Source organism: Microbacterium sp. MM2322, assembly GCF_964186585.1.
Taxonomy (GTDB): domain Bacteria; phylum Actinomycetota; class Actinomycetes; order Actinomycetales; family Microbacteriaceae; genus Microbacterium.
In genome coordinates, this window is sequence record NZ_OZ075067.1 from 2,566,720 (window position 1) to 2,592,539 (window position 25,820).

The 25,820-nt window shown below is 65.8% G+C and carries 34 protein-coding genes; 1 reads left to right on the forward strand and 33 read right to left on the reverse strand.

Annotated elements, in window-relative coordinates:
- Positions 1 to 52 precede the first annotated feature (52 nt).
- The 33 genes from rpsK to ABQ271_RS12665 all read right to left on the reverse strand — a co-directional run bounded on the left by rpsK (position 53) and on the right by ABQ271_RS12665 (position 23,163).
- Positions 53 to 451, reverse strand: a complete 399-nt coding sequence (gene rpsK, locus ABQ271_RS12505) for a 30S ribosomal protein S11 (protein WP_018171470.1) — start codon at positions 449 to 451, stop codon at positions 53 to 55.
- A 34-nt stretch (positions 452 to 485) separates the two neighbouring features.
- Positions 486 to 860 carry a 30S ribosomal protein S13 gene (gene rpsM, locus ABQ271_RS12510; RefSeq protein ID WP_349309073.1) on the reverse strand — a complete coding sequence of 125 codons (375 nt, stop codon included), beginning with the start codon at positions 858 to 860 and terminating at the stop codon, positions 486 to 488.
- 146 nt (positions 861 to 1,006) lie between these two features.
- Positions 1,007 to 1,123 carry a 50S ribosomal protein L36 gene (rpmJ, locus tag ABQ271_RS12515; RefSeq protein ID WP_005050492.1) on the reverse strand — a complete coding sequence of 39 codons (117 nt, stop codon included), beginning with the start codon at positions 1,121 to 1,123 and terminating at the stop codon, positions 1,007 to 1,009.
- A gap of 65 nt (positions 1,124 to 1,188) precedes the next feature.
- Complete coding sequence (infA, locus tag ABQ271_RS12520) at positions 1,189 to 1,410, reverse strand: translation initiation factor IF-1 (RefSeq protein ID WP_017201569.1); 222 nt, start codon at positions 1,408 to 1,410, stop codon at positions 1,189 to 1,191.
- Between the two features lie 139 nt (positions 1,411 to 1,549).
- On the reverse strand, positions 1,550 to 2,227 hold the full coding sequence (locus tag ABQ271_RS12525; protein WP_349309074.1) for a thioredoxin domain-containing protein: 678 nt from the start codon (positions 2,225 to 2,227) through the stop codon (positions 1,550 to 1,552).
- 12 nt (positions 2,228 to 2,239) lie between these two features.
- Positions 2,240 to 3,073, reverse strand: coding sequence for a type I methionyl aminopeptidase (gene map, locus ABQ271_RS12530; protein WP_349309075.1), 834 nt, complete (start codon positions 3,071 to 3,073; stop codon positions 2,240 to 2,242).
- Complete coding sequence (locus ABQ271_RS12535) at positions 3,073 to 3,666, reverse strand: adenylate kinase (RefSeq protein WP_349309076.1); 594 nt, start codon at positions 3,664 to 3,666, stop codon at positions 3,073 to 3,075. The genes map and ABQ271_RS12535 overlap by 1 nt, the downstream gene beginning before the upstream one ends.
- A complete protein-coding gene (gene secY / locus ABQ271_RS12540) occupies positions 3,663 to 4,988 on the reverse strand; it encodes a preprotein translocase subunit SecY (protein ID WP_349309077.1) in 1,326 nt (441 codons plus the stop codon). The genes ABQ271_RS12535 and secY overlap by 4 nt, the downstream gene beginning before the upstream one ends.
- A gap of 99 nt (positions 4,989 to 5,087) precedes the next feature.
- Complete coding sequence (gene rplO / locus ABQ271_RS12545; protein WP_349309078.1) at positions 5,088 to 5,648, reverse strand: 50S ribosomal protein L15; 561 nt, start codon at positions 5,646 to 5,648, stop codon at positions 5,088 to 5,090.
- Positions 5,648 to 5,833 (reverse strand): 50S ribosomal protein L30, encoded by a 186-nt coding sequence (rpmD, locus tag ABQ271_RS12550; protein ID WP_020098644.1) that lies wholly within the window; start codon positions 5,831 to 5,833, stop codon positions 5,648 to 5,650. Before rpmD ends, rplO begins: the two co-directional genes overlap by 1 nt.
- On the reverse strand, positions 5,833 to 6,519 hold the full coding sequence (gene rpsE, locus ABQ271_RS12555) for a 30S ribosomal protein S5 (protein WP_349309079.1): 687 nt from the start codon (positions 6,517 to 6,519) through the stop codon (positions 5,833 to 5,835). The genes rpmD and rpsE overlap by 1 nt, the downstream gene beginning before the upstream one ends.
- Complete coding sequence (rplR, locus tag ABQ271_RS12560) at positions 6,516 to 6,875, reverse strand: 50S ribosomal protein L18 (RefSeq protein WP_349309080.1); 360 nt, start codon at positions 6,873 to 6,875, stop codon at positions 6,516 to 6,518. The genes rpsE and rplR overlap by 4 nt, the downstream gene beginning before the upstream one ends.
- Before the next feature lie 2 nt (positions 6,876 to 6,877).
- Positions 6,878 to 7,414 (reverse strand): 50S ribosomal protein L6, encoded by a 537-nt coding sequence (gene rplF, locus ABQ271_RS12565; protein ID WP_349309081.1) that lies wholly within the window; start codon positions 7,412 to 7,414, stop codon positions 6,878 to 6,880.
- 6 nt (positions 7,415 to 7,420) lie between these two features.
- Positions 7,421 to 7,819: a 30S ribosomal protein S8 gene (rpsH, locus tag ABQ271_RS12570; protein WP_349309082.1), complete on the reverse strand. Its 399-nt coding sequence runs from the start codon at positions 7,817 to 7,819 to the stop codon at positions 7,421 to 7,423.
- A gap of 134 nt (positions 7,820 to 7,953) precedes the next feature.
- Positions 7,954 to 8,544: a 50S ribosomal protein L5 gene (rplE, locus tag ABQ271_RS12575; protein WP_349309083.1), complete on the reverse strand. Its 591-nt coding sequence runs from the start codon at positions 8,542 to 8,544 to the stop codon at positions 7,954 to 7,956.
- Positions 8,545 to 8,546: 2 nt separating this feature from the next.
- A complete protein-coding gene (gene rplX / locus ABQ271_RS12580) occupies positions 8,547 to 8,906 on the reverse strand; it encodes a 50S ribosomal protein L24 (RefSeq protein ID WP_349309084.1) in 360 nt (119 codons plus the stop codon).
- 2 nt (positions 8,907 to 8,908) lie between these two features.
- Positions 8,909 to 9,277, reverse strand: coding sequence for a 50S ribosomal protein L14 (rplN, locus tag ABQ271_RS12585; RefSeq protein ID WP_349309085.1), 369 nt, complete (start codon positions 9,275 to 9,277; stop codon positions 8,909 to 8,911).
- Between the two features lie 3 nt (positions 9,278 to 9,280).
- Positions 9,281 to 9,613: a 30S ribosomal protein S17 gene (gene rpsQ, locus ABQ271_RS12590; protein WP_349309086.1), complete on the reverse strand. Its 333-nt coding sequence runs from the start codon at positions 9,611 to 9,613 to the stop codon at positions 9,281 to 9,283.
- Entirely contained in the window at positions 9,613 to 9,927 is a 315-nt protein-coding gene (gene rpmC, locus ABQ271_RS12595; protein WP_018187344.1) for a 50S ribosomal protein L29, read from the reverse strand. The genes rpsQ and rpmC overlap by 1 nt, the downstream gene beginning before the upstream one ends.
- Positions 9,927 to 10,346 carry a 50S ribosomal protein L16 gene (gene rplP / locus ABQ271_RS12600; protein ID WP_349309087.1) on the reverse strand — a complete coding sequence of 140 codons (420 nt, stop codon included), beginning with the start codon at positions 10,344 to 10,346 and terminating at the stop codon, positions 9,927 to 9,929. The genes rpmC and rplP overlap by 1 nt, the downstream gene beginning before the upstream one ends.
- Complete coding sequence (rpsC, locus tag ABQ271_RS12605) at positions 10,346 to 11,101, reverse strand: 30S ribosomal protein S3 (RefSeq protein WP_036309863.1); 756 nt, start codon at positions 11,099 to 11,101, stop codon at positions 10,346 to 10,348. The genes rplP and rpsC overlap by 1 nt, the downstream gene beginning before the upstream one ends.
- Positions 11,101 to 11,496, reverse strand: a complete 396-nt coding sequence (gene rplV / locus ABQ271_RS12610; RefSeq protein ID WP_349309088.1) for a 50S ribosomal protein L22 — start codon at positions 11,494 to 11,496, stop codon at positions 11,101 to 11,103. Before rplV ends, rpsC begins: the two co-directional genes overlap by 1 nt.
- A gap of 40 nt (positions 11,497 to 11,536) precedes the next feature.
- Complete coding sequence (gene rpsS / locus ABQ271_RS12615; protein ID WP_018187348.1) at positions 11,537 to 11,818, reverse strand: 30S ribosomal protein S19; 282 nt, start codon at positions 11,816 to 11,818, stop codon at positions 11,537 to 11,539.
- Positions 11,819 to 11,830: 12 nt separating this feature from the next.
- Positions 11,831 to 12,670 carry a 50S ribosomal protein L2 gene (gene rplB, locus ABQ271_RS12620; RefSeq protein WP_018187349.1) on the reverse strand — a complete coding sequence of 280 codons (840 nt, stop codon included), beginning with the start codon at positions 12,668 to 12,670 and terminating at the stop codon, positions 11,831 to 11,833.
- 24 nt (positions 12,671 to 12,694) lie between these two features.
- Complete coding sequence (gene rplW / locus ABQ271_RS12625) at positions 12,695 to 12,994, reverse strand: 50S ribosomal protein L23 (protein ID WP_018187350.1); 300 nt, start codon at positions 12,992 to 12,994, stop codon at positions 12,695 to 12,697.
- Positions 12,991 to 13,653, reverse strand: coding sequence for a 50S ribosomal protein L4 (rplD, locus tag ABQ271_RS12630; RefSeq protein ID WP_349309089.1), 663 nt, complete (start codon positions 13,651 to 13,653; stop codon positions 12,991 to 12,993). The genes rplW and rplD overlap by 4 nt, the downstream gene beginning before the upstream one ends.
- A gap of 2 nt (positions 13,654 to 13,655) precedes the next feature.
- Positions 13,656 to 14,315: a 50S ribosomal protein L3 gene (gene rplC / locus ABQ271_RS12635; protein WP_018187352.1), complete on the reverse strand. Its 660-nt coding sequence runs from the start codon at positions 14,313 to 14,315 to the stop codon at positions 13,656 to 13,658.
- Between the two features lie 11 nt (positions 14,316 to 14,326).
- Entirely contained in the window at positions 14,327 to 14,635 is a 309-nt protein-coding gene (gene rpsJ, locus ABQ271_RS12640; RefSeq protein ID WP_018171443.1) for a 30S ribosomal protein S10, read from the reverse strand.
- A gap of 360 nt (positions 14,636 to 14,995) precedes the next feature.
- Positions 14,996 to 16,474, reverse strand: coding sequence for a sugar transferase (locus tag ABQ271_RS12645; RefSeq protein WP_349309090.1), 1,479 nt, complete (start codon positions 16,472 to 16,474; stop codon positions 14,996 to 14,998).
- 256 nt (positions 16,475 to 16,730) lie between these two features.
- Positions 16,731 to 18,506, reverse strand: a complete 1,776-nt coding sequence (locus tag ABQ271_RS12650; RefSeq protein ID WP_349309091.1) for a DUF4012 domain-containing protein — start codon at positions 18,504 to 18,506, stop codon at positions 16,731 to 16,733.
- Between the two features lie 10 nt (positions 18,507 to 18,516).
- Complete coding sequence (locus ABQ271_RS12655; RefSeq protein ID WP_349309092.1) at positions 18,517 to 20,643, reverse strand: hypothetical protein; 2,127 nt, start codon at positions 20,641 to 20,643, stop codon at positions 18,517 to 18,519.
- Between the two features lie 56 nt (positions 20,644 to 20,699).
- Positions 20,700 to 22,487 carry an ATP-binding cassette domain-containing protein gene (locus tag ABQ271_RS12660; RefSeq protein WP_349309093.1) on the reverse strand — a complete coding sequence of 596 codons (1,788 nt, stop codon included), beginning with the start codon at positions 22,485 to 22,487 and terminating at the stop codon, positions 20,700 to 20,702.
- Positions 22,471 to 23,163 carry an ABC transporter permease gene (locus ABQ271_RS12665; RefSeq protein ID WP_349309094.1) on the reverse strand — a complete coding sequence of 231 codons (693 nt, stop codon included), beginning with the start codon at positions 23,161 to 23,163 and terminating at the stop codon, positions 22,471 to 22,473. Before ABQ271_RS12665 ends, ABQ271_RS12660 begins: the two co-directional genes overlap by 17 nt.
- 36 nt (positions 23,164 to 23,199) lie before the next feature.
- Between ABQ271_RS12665 and ABQ271_RS12670 the strand changes: the two genes are divergently transcribed.
- The gene (locus tag ABQ271_RS12670; RefSeq protein ID WP_349309095.1) at positions 23,200 to 25,809 is read left to right on the forward strand and encodes a glycosyltransferase; all 2,610 of its coding nucleotides are present in this window, start codon (positions 23,200 to 23,202) and stop codon (positions 25,807 to 25,809) included.
- The last annotated feature ends 11 nt before the right edge of the window (positions 25,810 to 25,820 follow it).

Sequence of the window (25,820 nt, forward strand, 5' to 3'; positions counted from 1 at the left end):
TCCGGGATGCCGGGGCGCGACACACGTCGACGCCACCGGCATCCGTCGAAGATCAGACGCGGCGGCGCTTCGGGGGACGGCAGCCGTTGTGAGCCTGGGGCGTGACGTCCTGGATCGAACCGACCTCGAGGCCGGCAGCGGTCAGCGAACGAATCGCGGTCTCGCGGCCCGAGCCGGGTCCCTTGACGAAGACGTCGACCTTCTTGACGCCGTGCTCCTGCGCCTGACGCGCAGCGGACTCGGCGGCCATGCCGGCGGCGTACGGGGTCGACTTGCGCGAGCCCTTGAAACCGACGCCACCCGAGGAGGCCCAGCTGATGACCGCACCCGAGGGGTCGGTGATCGAAACGATCGTGTTGTTGAACGTCGACTTGATGTGGGCCTGGCCCAACGCGATGTTCTTCTTCTCCTTGCGGCGCGGCTTGCGCGCTGCGGACTTGGCCTGTGCCATGTGAGTGTTCTCCTAAACCTGTGGCGGCGGCGCTTTAGCGCGCCTTCTTCTTGCCGGCGACGGTGCGCTTGGGGCCCTTGCGGGTACGCGCGTTGGTCTTCGTGCGCTGGCCGCGCACAGGCAGGCCGCGACGGTGGCGGATGCCCTCGTACGAGCCGATCTCAACCTTGCGGCGGATGTCTGCGGCAACCTCACGGCGGAGGTCACCCTCCACCTTGTAGGCGCCTTCGATGTGGTCGCGCAAGGCGATGAGCTGCTCGTCGGAGAGGTCCTTGACGCGGATCGACTCGTCGATTCCGGTCGCGCTGAGGATCTCGACGGAGCGGGTACGGCCGATGCCGTAGATGTAGGTGAGGGCGATCACCACGCGCTTGTCACGCGGGATGTCAACGCCGGCAAGACGTGCCATGCGGTGTCTCCTAGGAGTTGGTGGAGGTGTGGAGCAGGATCGGTGCTCGGGCCTCCGACCCGAGGTGTCCCCCGCTGAGCGGGTTCTGATCCTGCCGAGATGTGTTCAGTTGTGAGCCTGCGGGCCGCGCGAGGCGCGGCATCCCATCAGCCCTGGCGCTGCTTGTGACGCGGGTTCGACTTGCAGATGACCATGACGCGACCGTGGCGGCGGATGACCTTGCAGTGGTCGCAGATGGGCTTGACGGAGGGGTTGACCTTCATGATGTTCCTGATTCGCTGTCTTCGCCGCCGCTCCGAGAGGAGCGAGGCGTTACTTCTCGACCGGTCTAGCGGTAGCGGTAAACGATGCGGCCGCGAGTCAGGTCGTAGGGCGAAAGCTCCACGACCACACGGTCCTCGGGGATGATGCGGATGTAGTTCTGCCGCATCTTGCCGGAGATCGTGGCCAGGACCTTGTGACCGTTGCTGAGCTCGACGCGGAACATCGCGTTCGGCAGAGCCTCGGAGATCACGCCCTCGATCTCGATGACACCGTCTTTCTTCGCCATACGCTCGCTTACAGTTGGCAGACCGGTCGGTCTGCGGTGAGTGGGGATTGTGGTGACACGCCGAAACAGGCGCAACGCACCAAAGATTTAGTGTACGTGATATCGAGACGCCCCGCCACTCGGGCGGGGAGCCGTCGAGTCAGCGCGACGAGATGTTCGCGAGGATGTCCTTCTTGGGGTCGTACGTGACCGGGACGAGCTGATCGTTCACCATGAGCGTCGGCGTACCCGTCGCTCCCTCGGGGAGTTTCTGCGACTGAGCGAACCCGACGTACTCGTGGTCCTTGATCGACTTCTCGAGCTTCGCGGTCATCGTGACGCCGGAGTCCTTGGCGATCTTGATGAGTTCCTCGTCCGTGAGACCGGGCGTCTGCTCCTCGGGCCGGTTGTCGTACAGCGCCCGGAAGAACGCATAGGCGTTGTCGGGATCCGCCTCGGCGACCGCGTAGAAGGCGGATGCCGCACGGCTCGAGTACTCCGTACCCTGCGACTGACGGTCGAGGATCGTGACGGGGTGGACCTCGAGGGTGATGCTGCCGTCGTCGACGAGGCCGGCGATGGTCTTGCCCTCGGTCTCTTCGAACTGGCCGCAGTAGGGGCACATGAAGTCGACCCAGGTCGAGACCTTGTCGGGTCCCTTACCGAAGGTGACCGCACCGGTCTCGCGGTTGATGCCGCTCGCCGCAGGCACCGGGCCCGGATCGGTCGCCCGTGAGTTCAGGACGGCGACGACGGCGACGACGCCCACCAGGACGATCACCACCCCCACGCTGATCCAGATCGCGAACCAGTTCGTTTTGCGCACGGCCGTCGCCATGGGGGTGTCCTCTCAAGAAATGGGGGCCGGGGTGACGCCGAATCGGGCAAGACCCGCGGCACCGCCGTCGGGCGCGGTGAGCACCCAGATCCCTCCATCGTGCACGGCGACGCTATGTTCCCAATGGGAGCCGTCCTGGCCGTCGACGGTGCTGACGGTCCAGTCGTCGTCCTCCACGAGGGTCGCCTCGTCGCCCGCGACGATCATCGGCTCGATCGCGACGCACAGTCCGGGGCGGACCTCGGGCCCGAGATCGGCGACGCGGTAGTTGAAGACGGTCGGACCTTCGTGCATCTTCCGACCGATGCCGTGGCCGACGTAGTCACGGAGGATGCCGTAGCCCTCCCCCGACGACTCGACATACGTCTGCACCGCGTCACCGATCTCGCCCACGCGTGACGCCGAGGCGAGCGCAGCGATCCCGGCCCACAAGGACCCCTCGGTGACGTCGGAGAGTCGCTGGCGCCGCGCGACGAGATCGGGCCGCTCCGGGTCGGGCACGACGATCGTGATCGCGGAATCGCCGTTCCACCCATCGAACTGTGCGCCGCAGTCGATCGAGACGATGTCAGCCGGCTGCAGAACACGGTCGCCCGGGATGCCGTGGACGACCTCCTCGTTCACCGAGATGCACGTCGTGTGACGGTAGCCGCGGACGAGCTGGAAGTTCGACTCGGCCCCGGCCGCGAGGATCGCCGTCTCTGCGATCGCGTCGAGCTCGGCGGTGGAGACGCCGGCGCGCACCGCCGGCCGCACCGCATCCAGCGCGGCGGCGGTGATGAGGCCGGGTGCGACCATCGCGCGCAGCTGCGCGGGCGTCTTGTACAGGGAGCGGCGGAAGACCATCAGGCGGTGATGCCGCGCGCTGCCAGAGCGGCGGTGATCCGCTCGGTGATCTCATCGAGGGAGCCGACTCCGTCGATCACGTCGACGATGCCGCGCTCGCGGTACACCTCGAGGATCGGGGCGGTCTCCGACTCGTAGATCGACAGGCGCTTGGCGATCGACTCCTCGTTGTCATCGTCGCGGCCCTGCTCCGCCGCGCGACGCGACAGGCGGTCGATCGATTCCGCGCGCGGAACCGAAAGCTCGATGACCGCAGTGAGGGGTTCGCCACGTCCGTCGAGGAACGCGTCGAGATCACCGACCTGGCCGAGGTTCCGCGGATATCCGTCGAGCAGGAAGCCGTGCGCGGCATCCTGCTGCGTCAGCCGGTCGCGGACGATTTCGCTCGTGAGGTCGTCCGGAACGAGGTCACCCGCTGCGATGAGCGCCTTGACCTTCAGCCCCAGCTCGGTGCCTTCTTTGACATTGGCGCGGAACACGTCTCCGGTCGAGATGGTCGGGATCCCGAGATGATCGGCGATCCGAGCCCCCTGCGTCCCCTTGCCCGAACCTTGCGGGCCGATGATCAGGAGGCGGGCGGGGGTCTGCGTCATCGGAGGAGTCCTTCGTAGTGGCGCTGCTGGAGCTGGGCGTCGATCTGCTTCACGGTCTCGAGGCCGACACCGACGATGATCAGGATCGAGGCGCCGCCGAACGGGAAGTTCTGGTTGGCGCCGACCGTCGCGAGGGCGAGGAGCGGAAGCAGGGCGATGAGGCCCAGGTAGATGGAACCCGGCAGGGTGATGCGGGTGAGGACGTAGTCGAGGTACTCCGCGGTCGGGCGCCCCGCACGGATGCCGGGGATGAACCCGCCGTACTTCTTCATGTTGTCGGCCACCTCGACCGGGTTGAACGTGATCGCGACGTAGAAGTAGGTGAACCCGATGATGAGCAGGAAGTACACCGCCATGTAGAGCGGGTGGTCGCCGTTGACGAAGTTCGCCTGGATCCAGGACACCCAGCCCGGAACGCTGCCGTTCGCCGCCGGGTTCGCGTTGAACTGCGCGATGAGCGCCGGGATGTACAGGAGCGACGAGGCGAAGATGACGGGAACGACACCGGCCATGTTGACCTTGATCGGGATGTAGGTGTTGCTCCCCCCGAGCGTGCGACGACCCACCATGCGCTTCGCATACTGGACCGGGATGCGCCGCTGGGACTGCTCGACGAAGACAACGAGGGCGACGGTGGCGACGCCGACCGCGAGGACGAGGAGGAAGATCTCGAAGCTGCGGGCGACCGCGATGCTCCACAGGGCGGAGGGGAAGGTCGCGGCGATGGAGGTGAAGATCAGGAGCGACATGCCGTTGCCGATGCCGCGCTCGGTGACGAGCTCGGCCATCCACATGATGAGGCCGGTGCCGGCGGTCAGCGTCACGATCATGAGCAGCTGGGCCCACCAGGCCTCGTCGGTGAGGAGCTGCTGGCACTCGGCGACGCCGGTGATGCCGAAGAGCTGACCCGAACGGGCCACGGTGACGAGGGTGGTCGACTGCAGCAGCGCCAGCGCGATCGTCAGGTAGCGGGTGTACTGGGTCAGCTTGGCCTGACCGGCCTGGCCTTCCTTGTACAGCGTCTCGAAGTGAGGGATCACGACGCGCAGGAGCTGAACGATGATCGTGCCCGTGATGTACGGCATGACGCCGAGGGCGAAGATCGACAGCTGCAACAGCGCGCCACCCGAGAACAGGTTGACGAGCGAGAGGAGCCCATCCGTGGATCCCGACTGGTCGAGACAGGTCTTCACGTTCGGGAAGTCGACGAACGGTGCCGGGATGTGCGCGCCGAATCGGTAGATGGCGATGATGCCGAGCGTGAAACCGATCTTCCGACGCAGATCCGGGGTGCGGAAGACCCGCGCGATGGCGCTGAACAAGGGGATTTCCTCCAGTGGATGCCGGGCTCGCCGAGGCGCGCCGCACTCCAACATACGGCAACAGGGGCCGGAGGTTGCCCTCCGGCCCCTGAGGCGCGATTACTTGATCGAACCGCCTGCGGCGACGATCTTCTGCTCGGCCGAACCCGAGACCTTGTCGACGGAGACCGTCAGCGCGACCGAGATGTCGCCGGTGCCGAGCACCTTGACCTTCTCGTTCTTGCGGACGGCGCCCTTGGCGACCAGATCCGAGATGGTGACATCGCCACCAGCGGGGTAGAGCTCTGCGAGCTTGTCGAGGTTGACCACCTGGTACTCGACGCGGAACGGGTTCTTGAACCCGCGCAGCTTCGGCGTACGCATGTGGAGGGGCATCTGCCCACCCTCGAAGCCCACCTTGACCTGGTAACGAGCCTTCGTACCCTTGGTACCGCGGCCCGACGTCTTACCCTTGGAGCCCTCACCGCGACCGACACGGGTCTTCGCGACGTTGGACCCGGGGACGGGACGCAGGTGGTGGACCTTCAGCACGCCGGGGCGTGCCGCATCCTTCTTTGGGGCAGCCTTGTCAGCTGCGGGCTTGGCCGCAGCCTTCCGGGTTGCCGGCTTCTTGGCCTTGGGCTCGACGGTCTCGACCGTCTCGTCCTTCTTCTCAGCCATCAGTCGATCTCCTCAACCTTCACGAGGTGCGCGACGGTCTTGATGTAACCGCGCGTCTGCGCGTCATCCGGACGAACGACGGAGTCGTTGATCCGCTTCAGACCGAGCGAACGCAGCGTGTCACGCTGGTTCTGCTTTTCGCTCACCTTGGACTTGACCTGGGTCACCTTCAGACGAGCAGCCATCATGCACCCGCCTTTGCAGCCTTGACGGCGTCAGCCTCGGCACGCACCAGACGCGCGGGCGCGACCTGGTCGAAGTCGAGACCACGACGCGCAGCGACGGCGCGCGGCTCTTCGAGCTGCTTCAGCGCTGCGACGGTCGCGTGCACGATGTTGATCGTGTTCGACGAACCCAGCGACTTCGACAGCACGTCGTGGATACCGGCGCACTCGAGCACGGCGCGAACCGGGCCACCGGCGATAACACCGGTACCGGCAGCAGCCGGACGAAGCAGCACGACACCGGCGGCAGCCTCACCCTGGACGGGGTGCGGGATGCTGGAGCCGACGCGCGGCACGCGGAAGAAGTTGCGCTTGGCCTCTTCGACACCCTTGGAGATGGCGAGGGGGACTTCGCGCGCCTTGCCGTAGCCGACACCGACGAGACCGTTGCCATCGCCCACGACGACGAGCGCGGTGAAGCTGAAGCGACGACCACCCTTGACGACCTTGGACACACGGTTGATGGTGACGACGCGCTCGAGGAACTGGTTGTCGCCCCGGTCGCGCGAGTTGCGGTCGCGGGTCTGGCTGCGCTCGCGGCCACCGCGGCGCGGCTCGCGCTCGCGCTCGGCGGGAGCCTCGGCCGTAGCTGCAGCCGCAGCGGGCTGCTCGGTCGCGGTCACTTCGTTCTCCTTGTTCTCGGTCACAGGTTCAGACCTCCTTCGCGAGCGCCGTCGGCGATCGCAGCGACGCGGCCCGCGTAGCGGTTGCCGCCGCGGTCGAACACGACCGTCTCGATGCCAGCAGCCTTGGCACGCTCAGCGACGAGTTCGCCGACCTTGCGGGCCTTGGCGGTCTTGTCACCCTCGAACGTGCGCAGGCCCGACTCGAGAGTCGAGGCGGAGGCCAGCGTGGTGCCCTTGCTGTCGTCGACGAGCTGAACGAAGACGTGGCGGGCGGAGCGGGTCACGACGAGGCGCGGACGCCCCTCGGTGCCCACGATCTTCTTACGAAGACGGGCGTGACGACGCGAACGTGCGTCGGACTTCGACTTAAGAGCCATGGTTACTTACCACTCTTTCCGGCCTTGCGGCGAACGACCTCGCCCGCGTACCGCACACCCTTGCCCTTGTAGGGCTCCGGCTTACGGATCTTGCGGATGTTGGCGGCGGCCTCGCCGACGGCCTGCTTGTCGATGCCGGCTACGGTCACCTTATTGTTGCCCTCGACGGTGAGCGTGATGCCCGCCGGAGCCTCAACCAGCACGGGGTGCGAGAAGCCGAGTGCGAACTCGACCGCCGAACCCTTCTGTGCGACGCGGTAACCGGTACCGACGACCTCGAGGCCCTTGGTGTAGCCCTGGGTCACGCCGATGATGTTGTTGTTGATGAGGGTGCGGGTGAGCCCGTGGAGCGAACGCGATTCGCGCTCGTCGTCGGGACGCGAGACCAGAACCTGGTTCTCTTCGACCTTGACCTCGATGGGCTGCGCAACGGTGAGCGCCAGCTCACCCTTGGGGCCCTTGACGGCGACGTCCTGGCCGGAGACCGAAACGGTCACGCCGGCGGGGATGTCGATGGGAAGTCGTCCAATACGCGACATGTCAGATCACCACACGTAGGCGAGGACTTCCCCGCCGACGCCCTTCTGCTCGGCCTGGCGGTCCGTGAGGAGGCCAGAGGAGGTGGACAGGATCGCGACACCGAGGCCACCGAGGACCTTGGGAAGCTCGTTCGACTTCGCGTACACGCGAAGGCCGGGCTTCGAGACGCGCTTGATGCCGGCGATCGACCGCTCGCGGTTCGGGCCGTACTTCAGGGTCAGAGTGAGGGTCTGGCCGACACGAGCGTCGGAGACCTCCCAGCCGGAGATGTAGCCCTCCTGCTGGAGGATCTCGGCGATGTGCGTCTTGAGCTTCGAGCTCGGCAGCGCGACGGCGTCGTGGTGCGCGGAGTTCGCGTTGCGCAGACGGGTCAGCATATCTGCGACCGGGTCTGTCATCGTCATAAGTGTGTTCCTTTAGTCACGAGGTTTCGACTGCCGTTACACGACAGGCGACCTTCTATGAATGAGCAATATTCAGTTGTGCAGTCGTTCGGCCCCGGAGCACGCCCCGAGGCCGAACGATCGATCTTATCGGATCACGCCTGAGCGTCGGCCGACTTGAACGGGAAGCCGAGCTGCTTCAGAAGCGCCCGACCCTCGTCATCCGTCTTCGCCGTCGTGACGATCGTGATGTCGAAACCGCGAACGCGGTCGATCTTGTCCTGGTTGATCTCGTGGAACACGGACTGCTCCTGGAGACCGAAGGTGTAGTTGCCGTTGCCGTCGAACTGCTTGGGCGACAGTCCGCGGAAGTCGCGGATGCGGGGCAGGGCGAGGTTGACGAGGCGGTCGACGAACTCCCACGCGCGGTCACCGCGGAGGGTGACGTGGGCACCGATGGGCTGACCCTCGCGCAGCTTGAACTGCGCGATGGACTTGCGTGCCTTGGTGACGACCGGCTTCTGGCCGGTGATCTTGGTGAGGTCGTCGACCGCACCATCGATCACCTTGCTGTCGCGCGCAGCCTCACCGACACCGGTGTTGACGACGACCTTGACGAGACCGGGGATCTGCATGACGTTCGCGTAACCGAACTCCTCCTGCAGGGCCTTCTTGATCTCGGCCTGGTACTTCTGCTTCAGGCGGGGCTGGATCTTGCCAGCCACCGCGGCAGGTGCGTTGCTCATGTTCAGAGGTCCTTGCCGCTCTTCTTGGCGTAACGGACGCGAACGGTGCGCTTGACGCCGTCCTTCGTCCGCTCCTCGACGCGGTGGCCGACACGGGTCGGCTTCTTGGTCGACGGGTCGACCAGCGCCACGTTGGAGATGTGGATCGGGGCTTCCATCGTTTCGATGCCGCCCGTCTTGGTGCCGCGCTGCGACTGGCCCACGCGGCTGTGCTTGGTGACGTAGTTCACGCCCTGCACGACGACGCGGTTCTGCTCGAGGAGAACCTCGAGGACCTCGCCCTGCTTGCCGCGGTCGCCGCCCTTTTCCTGCTTGCGGCCGCTGATGACCTGAACCAGGTCACCCTTCTTGATGTGCGCCATGATCAGATGACCTCCGGTGCCAGCGAGACGATCTTCATGAACTTCTTGTCGCGAAGTTCACGGCCGACCGGACCGAAGATGCGGGTGCCGCGGGGCTCCCCGTCGTTCTTCAGGATGACGGCGGCGTTCTCGTCGAACTTGATGTACGAACCGTCGGGACGACGGGTCGACTTGCGGGTGCGGACGATGACCGCCTTGACGACATCACCCTTCTTGACGTTGCCGCCCGGGATCGCGTCCTTGACGGTCGCCACGATGACATCACCCACGCCCGCGTAACGACGGCTGGAGCCACCGAGAACGCGGATCGTGAGGAGTTCCTTGGCGCCGGTGTTGTCGGCGACCTTGAGGCGAGACTCGTTCTGGATCATTTCTTACTTCGCCTTCTCGAGAATCTCGACCAGGCGCCAGCGCTTCGTGGCGCTGAGCGGACGGGTCTCGTTGATGAGGACGAGGTCGCCGATGCCGGCGGTGTTCGACTCGTCGTGAGCCTTCACCTTCGACGTGCGGCGGATGACCTTGCCGTAGAGGGGGTGCTTAACGCGGTCCTCGACCTCGACGACGATCGTCTTGTCCATCTTGTCGCTGACGACGTAGCCGCGACGCGACTTGCGGTAACCACGGGCGTTGACGTCGCGGACGTCGTGCTCCGACGACTCGTGACCAACGGCCACGGGCGCCTTGGCGGCATCCTTCTTCTCAGCCATCACTCGGCCTCTTCCTTCGCGGCCTCAGCGGACTCGTCCGCCTTCTTGGCCTTGCTCTTCTTCGCCTTCGTGGCCGTCTCTACCGGAGCGGGCGTGGCACGGATGCCGAGCTCCCGCTCGCGGATGACGGTGTAGAGCCGCGCGATGTCGCGCTTGACCGCACGGATGCGGCCGTGGCTCTCGAGCTGGCCCGTGGCCGACTGGAAGCGCAGGTTGAACAGCTCTTCCTTGGCCTTGCGCAGCTCCTCCACGAGGCGCTGGTCTTCGAATGTGTCCAGCTCGCTCGGGGCGAGCGTCTTGGTGCCGACAGCCATTACGCGTCGCCCTCCTCGCGCTTGATGATGCGTGCCTTGAGCGGCAGCTTGTGAATGGCACGGGTCAGGGCCTCGCGAGCGAGTTCCTCGCTTACGCCCGCGACCTCGAAGAGGACGCGACCCGGCTTGACGTTCGCGACCCACCACTCCGGCGAGCCCTTACCGGAACCCATGCGGGTTTCGGCCGGCTTCTTGGTGAGCGGACGGTCGGGGTAGATGTTGATCCACACCTTTCCACCACGCTTGATGTGACGCGTCATGGCGATACGAGCGGACTCGATCTGACGGTTCGTCACGTACGCGGAGGTGAGCGCCTGGATGCCGTACTCGCCGAAGCTGACGGTGGTGCCGCCGGTGGCGGCGCCGTCACGCTTCGGGTGGTGCTGCTTGCGGTACTTGACCTTGCGGGGAATAAGCATCAGGCAGACGCTCCTTCTGCGACAGGGGCCTCGTTGCGCGGGCCACGGCGACGGTCGCCACCACGGTCGTCACGACGGGACTTCGGTGCGTTGGCCTGCTCGCGAGCGAGCTCCTTGTTGGTGAGGTCGCCCTTGTAGATCCAGACCTTCACGCCGATGCGGCCGAAGGTGGTCTTGGCCTCGTAGAAGCCGTAGTCGATGTTCGCGCGGAGCGTGTGCAGGGGCACACGGCCTTCGCGGTAGAACTCCGACCGGCTCATCTCAGCGCCGCCGAGACGGCCGGAGACCTGGATGCGGACACCCTTGGCGCCGGCGCGCTGAGCACCCTGCAGACCCTTGCGCATCGCGCGGCGGAAAGCCACACGAGCGGAGAGCTGCTCGGCGATGCCCTGAGCGACCAGCTGAGCGTCGGCCTCGGGGTTCTTGACCTCGAGGATGTTCAGCTGGATCTGCTTGCTCGTGAGCTTCTCGAGGTCGGCACGGATGCGCTCGGCCTCGGCGCCACGGCGGCCGATCACGATGCCCGGACGGGCGGTGTGGATGTCGACGCGAACGCGGTCACGCGTGCGCTCGATCTCGATGTTGCTCACGCCGGCACGGTCGAGCGACGTCGTCAGGAGGCGACGGATCTTGACGTCCTCCGCCACGTAATCGGCGTAGCGCTGCCCGGGCTTGGTGGAGTCCGAGAACCAACGCGATACGTGGTCGGTGGTGATGCCGAGGCGGAAGCCGTACGGGTTGACCTTCTGTCCCATTACTTGCTCGCCTTCTTGGTGTCAGCCGCCACGGTGTCCGCGACCTCGGGGGTCGAGAGCACCACGGTGATGTGGCTGGTGCGCTTCTTGATCTGGAACGCGCGGCCCTGTGCGCGGGGCTGGAAACGCTTCAGCGTCGTGCCCTCGTCCACATAGGCGTTCTTCACGTACAGATCCTGGTCATCCAGGAACTCGTTGTCCTTGTCGGCCTTCACACGAGCATTCGCGACCGCAGCGGCCACGAGCTTGTAGATGGGCTCGCTGGCACCCTGGGGAGCGAACTTCAGGATGGCGAGAGCCTCCTGAGCCTGCTTGCCCTTGATGAGCGCGACGACACGACGAGCCTTCTGAGGGGTCACGCGGATGTGCTTCACGCGTGCGATGGATTCCACCACTTTTTCTCCTCCTCTTCCTCTCTTTGAGAGCGCCACCGCGTTAGCGGCGACGGCCCTTCTTGTCGTCCTTCTCATGGCCGCGGAAGGTGCGGGTGGGCGCGAATTCGCCCAGCTTGTGGCCGACCATGGTCTCGGACACGAACACAGGGATGTGCTTGCGTCCGTCGTGGACGGCGATCGTGTGGCCCAGCATTGCCGGGATGATCATCGATCGACGTGACCAGGTCTTGATGACGTTCTTGGTACCGGCTTCGTTCTGCGAGACGACCTTGCGAAGCAGGTGCTCGTCGACGAAGGGGCCCTTCTTAAGGCTGCGAGGCATCTTCCTCTACTCCTACTTCCGCTTCTTGCCGGCGTTGCGACGGCGAACGATCAACTTGTCGCTTTCCTTGTTGGGGTGCCGGGTACGACCCTCGGCCTGGCCCCAAGGAGTGACGGGGTGACGTCCACCAGAGGTCTTACCCTCACCACCACCGTGCGGGTGGTCCACCGGGTTCATGGCGACACCACGCACGGTCGGGCGGATGCCCTTCCAGCGGTTGCGGCCGGCCTTACCCCAGTTGATGTTGGACTGCTCGGCGTTGCCGACCTCGCCGATGGTCGCGCGGCAGCGCGCATCGACGTTGCGGATCTCGCCCGAGGGCAGACGAAGCTGCGCGTAGGGGCCGTCCTTCGCCACGAGGCGAACGGACGCACCGGCGGAACGTGCCATCTTCGCGCCGCCGCCGGGGCGGAGCTCGATCGCGTGGATCACGGTACCGGTGGGGATGTTGCGCAGCGGCAGGTTGTTGCCGGGCTTGATGTCGGCGCCAGCACCCGACTCGACGATGTCACCCTGCGACAGCTTGTTCGGGGCGAGGATGTAACGCTTCTCACCGTCGAAGTAGTGCAGCAGCGCGATGCGTGCGGTGCGGTTGGGGTCGTACTCGATGTGAGCGACCTTGGCGTTGACGCCGTCCTTGTCGTTACGACGGAAGTCGATGACGCGGTACTGGCGCTTGTGGCCACCACCGATGTGACGGGTCGTGATGCGGCCCTGGTTGTTACGACCACCGGTCTTCGCCAGCGGGCGAAGGAGCGACTTCTCGGGCGTCGATCGCGTGATCTCAGCGAAGTCGGCGACCGACGAACCGCGACGACCGGGGGTCGTGGGCTTGTACTTGCGAATAGCCATGTCTCTAGTCCTCTATCCCAGCTGTCAGCCGACGGCCGTGAAGATGTCGATGGTGCCCGACTTCAGGCTCACGATGGCGCGCTTGGTGTCCTTGCGCTTACCGGTGCCGAAGCGGGTGCGGCGGGCCTTGCCCGGGCGGTTGAGCGTGTTCACCGACGCGACCTTGACGCCGAAGATCTTCTCGATGGCGAGCTTGATCTCGGTCTTGGTGGCGCGCGGGTCCACGAGGAACGTGTACTTGCCCTCGTCGATGAGCCCGTAGCTCTTCTCGGAGACGACCGGCTTCAGGATGATGTCGCGCGGGTCCTTGTTGACGGCGGTCATGCCGAGACCTCCTCGGTGGCGCCGGCCTTCGCAGCGACGAACGCGTCGTAGGCGGCCTTGGTGAAGACGATGTCGTCGGAGACGAGCACGTCGTAGGCGTTGAGCTGGTCGAACGTCAGCACGTGAACGTAACCGAGGTTGCGGACGCTCTTGACCGTCAGCTCGTCATCACGGGTGATGACGACCATGACGTTCTTGGTCGGTGCAAGCTGGCCGAGGACCGCGACGGCGGCCTTCGTCGAGGGAGCACCTTCGATGCCGAACGAGTCGACGACGTGCAGACGTCCACCGCGAGCACGGTCACTGAGCGCACCCAGCAGGGCGGCGGCAACCATCTTCTTGGGGGTGCGCTGCGCGTAGCTGCGCGGCTTCGGACCGTGGACGATGCCACCACCGGTCATGTGCGGCGCGCGGATCGATCCCTGACGGGCGTTACCCGTGCCCTTCTGCTTGAAGGGCTTGCGGCCGGCACCGGAGACCTCACCGCGACGCTTGGTCGAGTGGGTACCCTGGCGAGCCGCCGCGAGCTGCGCGACGACGACCTGGTGGATGAGGGGGATGTTCGTCTTGACGTCGAACAGTGCGGCGGGCAGCTCCACGGAGCCGGCCTTCTTGCCGTCTGCCTTCACGACGTCGAGCGCGAGAGTCGAGTCAGCCATGATCAGGCACCCTTCACTGCGTTGCGGACGTAGACGATGCGGCCACGAGCACCGGGGACGGCGCCCTTGACGAGCAGCAGACCCTTCTCGGCGTCGACGGCGTGCACCGTGAGGTTGAGGACGGTCACGCGCTCGCCACCCATACGGCCGGCCATGCGCATGCCCTTGAAGACGCGGCTCGGGGTCGACGATGCGCCGATCGAGCCGGGCTTGCGGTGGTTGCGGTGTGCACCGTGCGAAGCCGAGACGCCCTTGAAGTTGTGACGCTTCATGACACCGGCGAAGCCCTTGCCCTTGCTGGTGCCGACGACGTCGACCAGCTGGCCGGCCTCGAAGGTGGCGTCGACGGTGAGTTCCTGACCGAGTGAGTAGTCAGCAGCGTCAGCCGTGCGCACTTCGGTGAGGTGGCGGCGGGGGGTCACACCAGCGGCGTCGAAGTGAGCCGTCTGGGGCTTGTTGACCTTGCGGGGGTCGATCTGGCCGTAAGCGATCTGAACGGCGTTGTAGCCGTCGCGCTCGGGCGTGCGCACCTGGGTCACCACGTTGGGGGCGACTTCGATGACGGTGACGGGAACGACCTTGCCGTTCTCGTCCCAGACCTGGGTCATGCCGAGCTTGGTGCCCAGCAGGCCCTTGGAAACCTTGGAGTTGATGTCAGCCATGATGATCGACCTCAGAGCTTGATCTCGATGTTGACGTCGGCCGGGAGGTCGAGACGCATCAGCGAGTCGACGGCCTTGGGCGTCGGGTCGATGATGTCGATGAGGCGCTTGTGGGTGCGCATCTCGAAGTGCTCGCGGCTGTCCTTGTACTTGTGCGGCGAACGGATCACAGCGATCACGTTCTTCTCGGTCGGAAGGGGCACGGGGCCCACGACCGTCGCGCCCGCACGGGTCACGGTGTCAACGATTTTGCGTGCCGACGAGTCGATGACCTCATGGTCATACGACTTCAGGCGAATGCGGATCTTCTGTCCCGCCATTGTCTGCTCACTCTCTTTCTCGCGTCGTACCTCGAGGGCATTGGACGCACGGGGCGCTGTCGCGCCGGGCACTTCTCCCCGCCCGGAGGCGAGGTGATCGGCACCGCTGTTCTGATGTCATTCCGCAGGCGGACCTGCGGCATCCTGCTCCCCTGCACGCACGCGTGCGAGTCCGTTTCCGGAGTGGGGTGTGGGGATGTGGTGTTCTGCTGCCCGCGGCCTAGGCTTTTCGCCTATGCACTGCCCTGGCAGTGATCCCGCGCAAGGCGCAGGAATGTGGAACCTGTACAGTCTACGTGCCGGTCGGGCGTGTCGCAAACCCGGGCGTGTCGCGGGTCGGGTTACGCTCCCCCGCTGTGGTCAGTGGGCGGTTCGACCGGGTGCGATGACCGCGCTGAGCGTTCGTACGAGAATCTGCAGATCCTGCATGAACGACCAGTTCTCGACGTAGTAGAGATCCAGGCGGAGCGCGTCCTCCCACGACAGCGTCGACCGGCCGCTGACCTGCCACAACCCGCTCATCCCCGGCTTGACCCGAAGGCGCCGGTGCGCAGCGTCGTCGTAGAGAGCCACCTCCGCCGCGCGCTGCGGCCGAGGGCCCACCAGGCTCATGGTGCCGACGAGCACATTGAACAGCTGGGGCAGCTCGTCGATCGAATGTTTGCGGATGACGCGGCCCACCTTCGTGATCCGCGGGTCGTCCGCGACTTTGAAGAGGGGACTGTCGTTCGTCCCCTGCAGATCGAGCAGGCTCGCGAGCTGGTCGTCGGCATCCGCCACCATGGAACGGAACTTGAGCATGCCGAACTCGCCGCCTCCGAGCCCGACCCGCGGCTGCCGGTAGAACACCCGACCGGGGGACTCGGCACGGATCGCGATGGCGGTGACGAGCATGACCGGGGAGAACACGATGATGAGGGCGATCGAGCCGAAGATGTCGAACGTACGCTTCGCGAGGCGCCGCGCGCCTTCGAGACGCGGGAACTCCACGTGCACCAAGGGCAGTCCCGCGGCAGGACGGGAGTGGATGCGGGGGCCCGCCACATCCGTGAGAGCCGGGGCCACTACGAGGTTGCCGTTGCGGTCGGCCACGTCCCAGCCGAGCTGACGCATCATCTCGGGATGCACCTCGTCGGCCTCCGCCACGATGATCGTGTCGGCATCGGTGGCATCCATCGCCGCCATCGCGTGAGCGAAGCCGCCGACGACGGGCACATCGCTGATGGACTGCCGTCCTCGTGCGTTCGTGACGACGCCGACGATGTCGAAGCCGGACGAGTCCGATCGCCGGATCGCGCGGATGATCATGGCCGCTTTCGCCGGCTCCCCCAGGACGAGCGCGCGGTACACGTATTTGAACCGGCGCTGCTGGCGCCGCAGCCAGATGCGCCAGATCCATCGCGAGAAGATCAGGGCGACGAGCCCCACCGGCATGGCGATGAGGAAGAGGCCGCGCGACACCTCGATGCGGAGGAAGAACGCGATCGCGACGAACAGAGCGAAAACCGCAACGGTCGCATTGACGAGTCGGCGGTACTCCTGCTCGCCGCTGCCCACGATGTTCCGGTCCCGCGTTTCGAAGACGCTCAGGGCTATCACCCAGACGAGGCCGATGAGCGCCAGCGCCGCCACGTACGGAATGCGAGGGCCGCCAGCCCAGGTCACGTAGCTCTGGTCATCGGGCAGGACGAGGTAGCGGAACGCGACGAGGACAGCGACGATCACGACGAGGTCGCTGTAGACGATGCGAGCGGAGAAGCGTGCGGGCCAGTCACGCGCGGAACGACGAGCGGGGACGAGCGCGGGAGCACGCTTCAGCCGGCGATCAGCACGATGCATCCGACGCGTTATGCCCCCGGAGGCGGCCCGTCTCAGCACGCAGCACTCCCCCGGGACTCGCGATCCGCACCGACCGCCGCCGACAGCGCCGGCGACGACATCCGTAGCGCGGTTCGGATCACGGGCGTCAGCCTTCCTTTTCGACGAGGCAGACTCGGGCGCGCCCCTCAGCGCAGGTCGCCGCGACGTTGACGACGAGTGTGCTGCCGATCTCCGAGGATCCTAGCAAACGGCTCGGATAACGCCACGCGTTGGATCAATGGCAGGTGTCGGTGACGGTCGTCTTCGTCGCGTGGATCATGGGCGTGCTCCAGACCGAGAGCGGGCCGAAATCTCCCTTTCCGGTGAACGTCGCCGTCACCGAGAACGTCTTGCCAGGTCGAAGGCGCGCCTGGAACGGCTCGACGACACGGCCCAGGTCGACGTTGCCCGTGCGGAATGTGGACGCCCCGCCCGTGGTCTCGGCGGAATCCAGCTCCATGCCCGGAGGGGCGTACATGTACACCTGCGTGCCGAAATACGCTGCGCCATGGGCGCGGCTCTGGACGTAAGTGGGAAGCGCCTCGGCATCCGCCTGGCTGATGTCGAGCGAGACGGTGGCCGTGGTCGTGAGGGTCGTGACGCCGTTCGCGCACGACATCGTCGAGTCGACCTTGGTCTTCGTGTAGTAGTCGATCTTCGACGCGGAGACGTTTCGGAAGAAGACGCCGTTCACCGTCTCCGCCTTGTTGTCGCGGGGAAGGATGCCGGAAATCCGGCCCGAGCCGGCGATGATCTTCTGCGCGTCGGCATCCTCGCTCCATGCCAGGATGCTGCCGGTTTCGATGCTGTCGCTGACGGCCCACGCCATGTCTTTGACGTTGAAGTCGCCCCCGGCGATTTTCCCGAAGACGGCGCTCGCCACCCCTGCGAAGAACGCGTCCGACTTGAGGTCGGGGTCGGTGTAGGGGTTCCACCACTCGTACACGTCACTGAGGAGCGTCTTGACGGCATTCTTGTCGTCGAGCGTCTTGCCATCGACCTCGATCGGCCCCGTGGCGCGCAGAATCCGCTGCAGCGCGACCGGGTCGACCGAGATCACGCCGTCGATGTGCGTATCGTCGATGTCGCGGTTCCAGAAGGCCTTCACCATCTTCGCGGCGCCCGGCCAGTCGGGCTGAGACGGAGCGAGGTTGATGTAGCTGCCGTATCGGTCGCCGTACAGCGTCTTCGCCGACTCGGACACGTCCTCGACGGACTTCCCCTCGACGAATGAGCCGCTACTCGCCTGGCCGGCGATGTCGAGGTTGCCCTTGTCGGCGCTGATCAGGGTCTGGGACGCCGAACTCCCACCCAACGGGAGAGCCTCCGCGTTGTTCTGGAAGACGAGGAGGTAGTTCTGCTTCTCCTGCGCGCCGAGGAGCTTCGGCAGGAGGGCGAATATGGGCCCCGCACCATCGGCCACCTCGGAGACCTGGTCGACGCCCCGGCGCACCGGGCCGATCAGATCACCGGATGACGCCACCTGCTCCAGTTCCGCACTGAGCTTCGTGATCTTGGGGGCGGCGGACTCGATGAGGGGCAGGGCGCGCGACAGGATGTTCCCCTTGCCGTCGTCCTGCATCTCGAACACGGGGCGACCGACGCCGTTGGCGAAGACGTCGAGGGTCTCCGCAGCGAGGCGCACGCCTCGCAGGTTGTCGCCCGCGGCCGGGATCATCTCCGCCATCCGCCACACGGGGTCGTTGGCGGCCCCGGCGGCATCGCCGGCACCAGAAGCGAGTCGGGGAATCGCGTCCGCGACGTTCTCGCCCTTCTGAATGGACGTGACCGCAGCCTGCGCCGATTCGAGGCCGTTCTTGGCGATCAGGACCTTCACGACCAGCCAGACCGCGAGGACGAGGATGAGGATCACGAGGGCAACGATCACCCGACCGACGATGCGCCGACGGGACGCGCGCGGCTTCGCCGCCCCTGTTTCGGCCTCGCCGGAGCGTCCGGTTGCGGCCCGGGCGGCGGCCTCTCGAGCGTCGCGACGGGTCTCAGGTGCCATGGCTCACATCCTATTCGGCGGGCGCCTGAGAGACCGTCGGAGACGGCGTAGGCGTGGGCGTCGCCGGCGCGACGGTGCTTTCGACGAACTGTGGACGAACGGTGACCGGGATCTTCGCGACACCGTCGACCGGCTGCACCGTCCGACTGCCGCCCACCATGTTCGTCACCGTCACGGGGGTGTCGCTCCGCACAGACATCTCCGTCTTTCCCTTCGGCGCCCACACGATGCGGACGGCGTCCTTCTCCTCTCCGAAACGGACGGAATGGATGCCCTTGCCCGCCGACTCCGTTGCCTCGAGCGCCCGACCGTCCAGTCGCGCGATCATGATGGCCGCGGCGTATCCCACGGGCTTCGGCGGGAAGGCCGCGACACCCGTGGCCTTCTGGTAGTACATGCCGAAGTTGCCCTCGTGCTTGGCCGGGTCGCGGTCGTCATTGATGAGGTCGTACCAGAAGAACTTCTCGGCACCGCTCGAGAGCGCCGTCACCGACGTGCGGACAAAGTAGTCGGCCTGTGCGGACACCGTCCGGCCACCGGTCTTGGAGGAGCTGCCGAGCTCGGTGATCCAGATGGGACGCGTGGTCTTGCCGTTGTCCTTCATGCTGCGATTGGCCTCATCGATGACCCCGGCGAGCGATTCGGGCTTGCTGGAGACCTCGTAGGGGTGGAAGCTCATGGCGTCCGAGTACGCCAGCCCGCCCGCGCGCCACAGACCGTTGAACCAGGGCGCGTCGTATCGGGCCGTCGAGCCGGCGATGATCGGAAGGTCCGGATCGACCTTCTCGACAGCGCTGTGCACGGACTTCAGCAGTGGAACGTAACAGGAGGGCTTGGTCCCGCAGGCGGTCTTATTGAACCGCGTGTGGTTGAACTCGTTGAAGACTTCCAGCCCGACGAGGTCGAAACGATCCGCGATGGCCGCGGCGTACTTGCCGTACGCGGCGACAGCAGCGGGACTCTCGGGCACCTTGCCGTTGCCGTAGAGCTCGTTGCCGTAGTTCACGATGCCGAGAAGGTGCACGCCCTGCGCGTGGAGCCGGTCGAAGCCGTTAACGTAGTGCTTCTCCCAGTCGTACTTCCCCTTCGTGGTCTCGTTCCAGCGCCAGAGGACGTCGTTTCGAGCGAGCCCGATCCCCAACGAGGAGGTCAGGTCCGCGGCATCCGAATAGACGCCGTCCTCGACGTGGAGCCCCACACCGAAGCGCTGGTCTGCAGCGATGCTCGTGCCGTCGTAGTCGACGACACCGAGCTGGGTCTTCACGGTTCCTGAACCCGTCTTGACGGAGAGGTTGTAGTAACCCTCCTTCAGCCCCGTGAGCGGGACCGAGTCGAGCGAGTGGGACACCTCGGCGGCGCCCTTCGCAGCGACCGCGCCACCGGCATCCGTCGCGGTCCACGAGACGGCGCCCGCAGGTGCGCGCACCGCGAGCATCGGGTCGGATGCCGGGAGGATCAGCGACCTGTTGACGATCGTGTCCTTGCCGCCGACCTTCTCGAACGAGGGGTTGGCGATGACGTTCTTGCCGTCTTTTCCGACGAGCGACACCTTGTCGACACCGAGACCGCTGACCGGCCCCTCGAGGATCAGGCGGACCTGCGCCTTCTTCGCCCCGGCAGGTGCGACGAAGGTTCCGGACACCGTGGACCAGGTGGCGCTGAGCTCGGAGAGGGCGACCCGTTGCCCTCCCACATCGAACGAGGCGCTGACGGCCTCGGGAAGCGAAGTCAGCGAGCGGACCTGCGCGGAGAATTCGTAGGTGTCGCCCGCGACGACGGCGGCGTCCACCGCGAGCGCCGCGGTCTTGCCGTCGACCACCGGGGCGTCGACATAGGCAGCGACGGCACCATCGGCGGCCTGGCCGACCTGCGGCACGACGCGCGCGATCTTGGTGGTCGGCGCCTGCGTCCAGGAGTCGAAGTCGCCGACGGCCGGCACGGAGCGCGGCGCAGCGGCGGGCTGAGGGGCGGCCTCCGCGGTCGGCGTGGGGGTCGACGCGACAGAAGGCGGGGCGGCGGTGGTCGTTCGCGGCGCAGCGGGCGGTGTCGAGTTCGCCGCCGACACAAGCGCAACGGATCCCGCTGCCGCTCCCCCGACCACGATGGCAGCGCCCACGGCGATCACACGTTTGGTCACTCGCACAGTCGAGCCTCCCTGTAGTCCGGATCAAACTCGACCATCTTCACAGATCGTCAGCCGACGGCAGAATCGCCGCCCGTCGAATCGTCGGCGGGGGGCGACACAGGATCGGTCGTCGGCGGCGGAACCTCGACTGTGGGAGGAGTAATGGGCTCCTGCGGTTCGGGCGTTTCTTCCGGAGGGGAAGTCGGCTCCGGGGATGCGGACGGAGCCGGCGCCGTCGGTTCGACCACCGGCGGAACAGTGGCCTCGGGCGTCGGGTCGGTGGTGGCGCGCGGCACGTCAGGTGCGTCCTGAGGAGTGCTGGCACGCGGAGTCGGGGTCTGAGTCGGTGCGTCAGGCAGCACACGGTCCACCGTGACCACTTCTGCGACTGCCGAACCGCCTTCGCTCCGCGCGGTCAGGGTGTATGTCCAGGAGGCCTCCGCGCACGGGTAGACCACCGAGTACTCGTCTTTGGCGGAGGGGAGTTCGTCTGCGATCCGCCCTGCTTTCGCCTCGACCCCGCCCGCGAGCGCCACATGACTTGCACTCTGGGTCTTCCAGGCGAGCTGAACGGTCGCCGTGCTGGCCGTGGTTTCACACTCCGCCGTCGATGCGGCAGCCTCGAAACGTGAGATCTGGGGGGCTGTCGGGAGTGCGCTGGGAGACGAGCGGACCAGGGCGGACGGTTCCGCATCAGCAGCCGGAACCGCAGATAGCAAGGCGATCGCTGCTCCCGCTGCGGCGGCGAGGAGCATGACACCACCGGTGATCGCGATCGCCACGATCCGTCGACGCTTCGCCGTCTTCGCTGAGCGTCGATAGAGCTCTCGGCGCAGGGCTGCGCGCGTCGAGGCGTGGGACGCCGGCACATCCACTGTGGCCGCGATCAGGAGTTCCTCGAACGGGTCGGAGCGATCAGTCCCAGCCGCGGGTCGGTGGGGCGATGGAGGGGTTCGCTGGTCACCGTCACCCCGCGACGGCGCAGCCTCCGGTACGGCTGCGGGTGCCGGCTTCTCGGTGGCAGCGGAGGTTGGCGTGGCTGCCCCGACGGCAACACTGCCCGGCTGCTTCGTCCACCTCACGTACTCGTCGATGACCTCCTTCGCGTCACCGTCTGCACGGAGTTCCCCCTTGTGCACCCACAGCACTCGCTCACACGTGTCGCGGAGCGAACCGGCCGAATGGCTCACGATCATGACGAGGCCGGCGGTATCGCGGAGCTCTCTAATCCGCTGCTCGCTCTTCAGCTTGAAGCGGCGATCACCGACGGCAAGGGCTTCATCGATGAGGAGGATGGAATGCGCCTTGGCGGAAGCGATGGCGAACCGGAGCCGCGCACCCATGCCCGACGAGTACGTCTTCATCGGGTGGTACAGAAAGTCGTTGAGCTCTGCGAAATCCGCGATCTCTCCGACATGGGCAGCCGCTTCTTCGGGCGTGAAGCCCATCGCAAGGAGCCCGAGTTTGATGTTGTTCTCACCCGAGAGTTCGGGGACGAGCGCTGCGTTCACGCCCAAGAGCACGGGACGGTCGGCCGCCCAGATCGCTCCCTGCGACGTCGGGATGAGACCGCTCATCGCCCGGAAGAGGGTCGATTTGCCGGAACCGTTGTGCCCGACGACCCCGATCGTCTCCCCCTCGGAGGCGGTGAAGGACACTCCCCTCACAGCGGGGACCGTTTGCAGATCCCGCCCACCGCGGAATGCGCGAGTGCTGAGCAAACTGTCGCGGGCGGTCATCCGTTTGCCGGATGCGTACACGCGGTAGGTGACGTGGGCGTTCTGCGCCACCACCATCGGACGCGGGCTGGTGTTGCCGTCGCCGCCCGGTCTGGAGATCTCAGTCGCTGAGGCCATATCGCGCCTCCGCCCGCCAGAAGTACACCGCACCGAAGACGAGCGCCAGAACTGCCCATACGGGAGCCGCGATGTACGCGAGCAAGGGCGCGGAATGGCTGGGGATCATGACGTCACGCACGAGGGCGATGAAATCGTAGGTAGGGATGAGATGGATGATCGTGAGGGGCACGGGCTGCTCCGCGAACACCGCATCCGCCTGGAAAAGAATGCCTGAGACGTAGAAGAGGATGCGGTTGATCGTCGGGATCAACTGCTGGATGTCTCGGGCCCACACCGAGAGTCGGGCCACGATGAGAGCGACTCCGAAGTTGAAGATCGTCATGACCACGAGGATCGGCACCACGAGGAGCCAGGACCAGCTGATGGGGATCCCGAAGACGAGAAGCAAGACTCCCAGCAGGAGAACGATCGGGATCATCCTCATCGCCTGCTCGATGACGACAGCTACGGGCAGAAGGATCCTCGGAAATCCGAGGCTCTGGACGAGCTTGGCGTTGCTCGTGATCGCTTTGGAGCCGCTCCCGAAGCAGCCTGTCCAGTACTCGAAGACAAAGACCCCGGTGATCAGGAAGGGGATCCAGTCATCGGGTCTGGCGGCGCTCGACAAGACAGCTCCGAAGATCGCTCCGTAGATCAGCACCGTCATCAACGGCTTCAGCACGATCCACAGCACTCCGAGCCGGTTCTCCAGAAGCGATCCGACAAGGCGGTGCCCCGCCAGGGTGACCGCGAACTGGCGACGGCGCCATGCTTCAGCCAGGTACGAACCGAACGGAGGACGCCGTCCGACGAGGACGAGTCCATCAGCCGGAGGTCGAAGGCGAGCTTCCACCAAGGGAATCGATACCTCTCATCATGGCGAAACAGCGCGTGCGAAGCCTCGCGCCTCGTCGATGATACTCGTCACAGCGGTTCACGCTTCCTTGGTCACCCCCCGCGTGCGCCACACGACCCCGACGGCGCTACGGATACACTCTTCTCAATGTCAGCGCCGGCCAGGATTTCCATCGTCATTCCCGTGTACAACGATGAGTCCACGATCGCTGCAGCGTTACGAAGCTGCGTATCGCAGACGCTCCCGCAAATCGAGGTCATCTGCGTTGACGATGCCTCGACGGATCGGACAGCAGCGATCATCGAGGACTTCGCGCGACGGGATTCTCGAGTGAGACTTCTCCGCCACGATGAGAACATGACCGCCCTGCAATCGCGGCGGACCGGGATCGAGGCTGCGCGCGGCGAATACGTCCTCTTCTTGGACGGCGACGATGAACTCGTTCCTTCTGCAGCGCAGACGCTGCTGCATCGAGCAGAGTCCTCCGGCGCAGACCTCGTCGGCTTCGGCGTCACGGTTGTCGAACGAGACGGCCGCACGCAAGGAGGGTACGAGCGGAAGCTGCAGCCCCGAGACGAGGAGCTTTCGGGGATCGATGTGCTCACAGGACTTTTCCCGATCGGGCGTCCCGCACAAGGCCAGCTCTGGCGTTTTCTCTTCAGAGCAGGACTGCTCACCGAGGCCTACGACCTGATCCCGCGAAACCTGAAACTGGCGCGGGTCAACGACCTTCCACTGATGTTCCTCGTCGCTGCGCTGGCCACGTCATACGTCTCGACCCGCGACAAGCTGTACCGCTATCACTTCGGGCGCGGCACGAGCGGGCACGACATCGAGGATCTCGACCGAGCAGACTTCTACATCTCGGCCATCAGATCGATCGACAGCGTGCGGTCCGCGGTCGAGCAGGTTGCGCGAGGACATGCGCACGCCCCTGCCGTTCAGGAGGCCTACGACTCTGCACGGTTGTCCCTCATCGGCTACGTGTGCTCCCAACTCATCGCGCGAACTCAGGGGGCCGACGTCTTGGCCGGAGCCATGCGACTCCTCCACGAGGCAGCTCCTGCCGCTGATGTCGCACGCGGCGCACTGCTCTTCTACCCCCGCACCATCCCCGTCCTGAAGGCCTATGCGCCATTCGTCCCACCGACCGGAGAGCGTGCCCGCAACATCCTGCTCGCTGTGTCCTCGTTGCGCACGGGCGGCATCTCAGCTGTCGTGATCGCGCAGGCGATCCACCTGCAGGCTGCCGGATACCAGGTGACTGTCGTCGCGCGTTCGGGGGGAAGCGAGCCCGATGTGCTGCCTCCGGGCATCCCGCTGATAGAAATCACCTCGACCGACCTCCTCGACCGGCTCAGAGAATGGGCAGACGTCTGCGAAGACCGACGGATCGACGTCGTCATCGACCATCAGGTGCTCTACACCCGGTACTGGCCCGAATTCGCGCTAGCGGCGCGAGCGGCAGGGGCCAGGACCATCGGATGGGTCCATAATTTCGTCGGACGGCCGATCATGGATCGAAGCGACCGGCTGTCGCTGATCGACCGGTGCGCAGGGACCCTCTCACGGATCGTCGCATTGTCACCTCTCGACGTCGCCTACTTCAAGCTTCGCGGCGTCGCACATGCGTCTTACCTCCCCAACCCTCCGTCCCACATGCTTCTCGACGCGAACGCGGTCGAGAAAAAGAGCGCTCCATCGGGGCGAATGAACCTCGTGTGGTGGGGACGCCTCGAGCAACGCACCAAGCAGGTCTACGACCTGATCGAGGTCGCCGTCCATCTCACCAGGTACGGCGTGGACTTCGAGCTTCTGGTGATCGGGCCGGACTGGAACGATGCGACTGCGAAGAAGTTCAACGCGGAAGCTCGCCGGCGAAAGGTAGACGGATCCGTCCGCGCAATCGGTGCGCTGCGCGGCCAGAAGCTCTTGGACCGTATCGATGCAGCCGACGCTTTCGTCTCGACGAGCGTGATCGAGGGCTTCCAACTCACCCTCGCCGAGGCTCAGTCGCGCGGCCTTCCCGTTTTCATGTACGAGCTCCCGTGGCTGACGCTCGTCCAGGACAACGCGGGCGTCGTCACAGCTCCACAAGGCGATGCGCCTGGTCTTGCCCGCGCCATCGCGGTCTCCCTGAGAGACCCGGGCGCATTCGATGCGTTGTCCCGCGCCTCACTGGACGCGGCACGAGGACAACTCTCCGTCGATTTCGCGGCGTTGTACTCGCAGCTGGTCCATGACCAGCTTCCGCCCGAGTACTCTCCGGAGCCCACGCTCGCCGACGCCGCCGCTCTTCTCGGCCATCTTGTGTTCTACGCGGAGCTGGCGAACGTCCCGATGCCCACACGACAGCTGGACACTTCCACCAAGGGCGCCCGGGCATGGCAATCGGCCGCACCGCTCGGGCGGGCCGTCTTGCGTCGGCTACCAGGCTTGCGTCCGTTGGCACACAGGGCGAAGGGGTGGCTTCGCGCGCATTGAGCGGGTCGTCC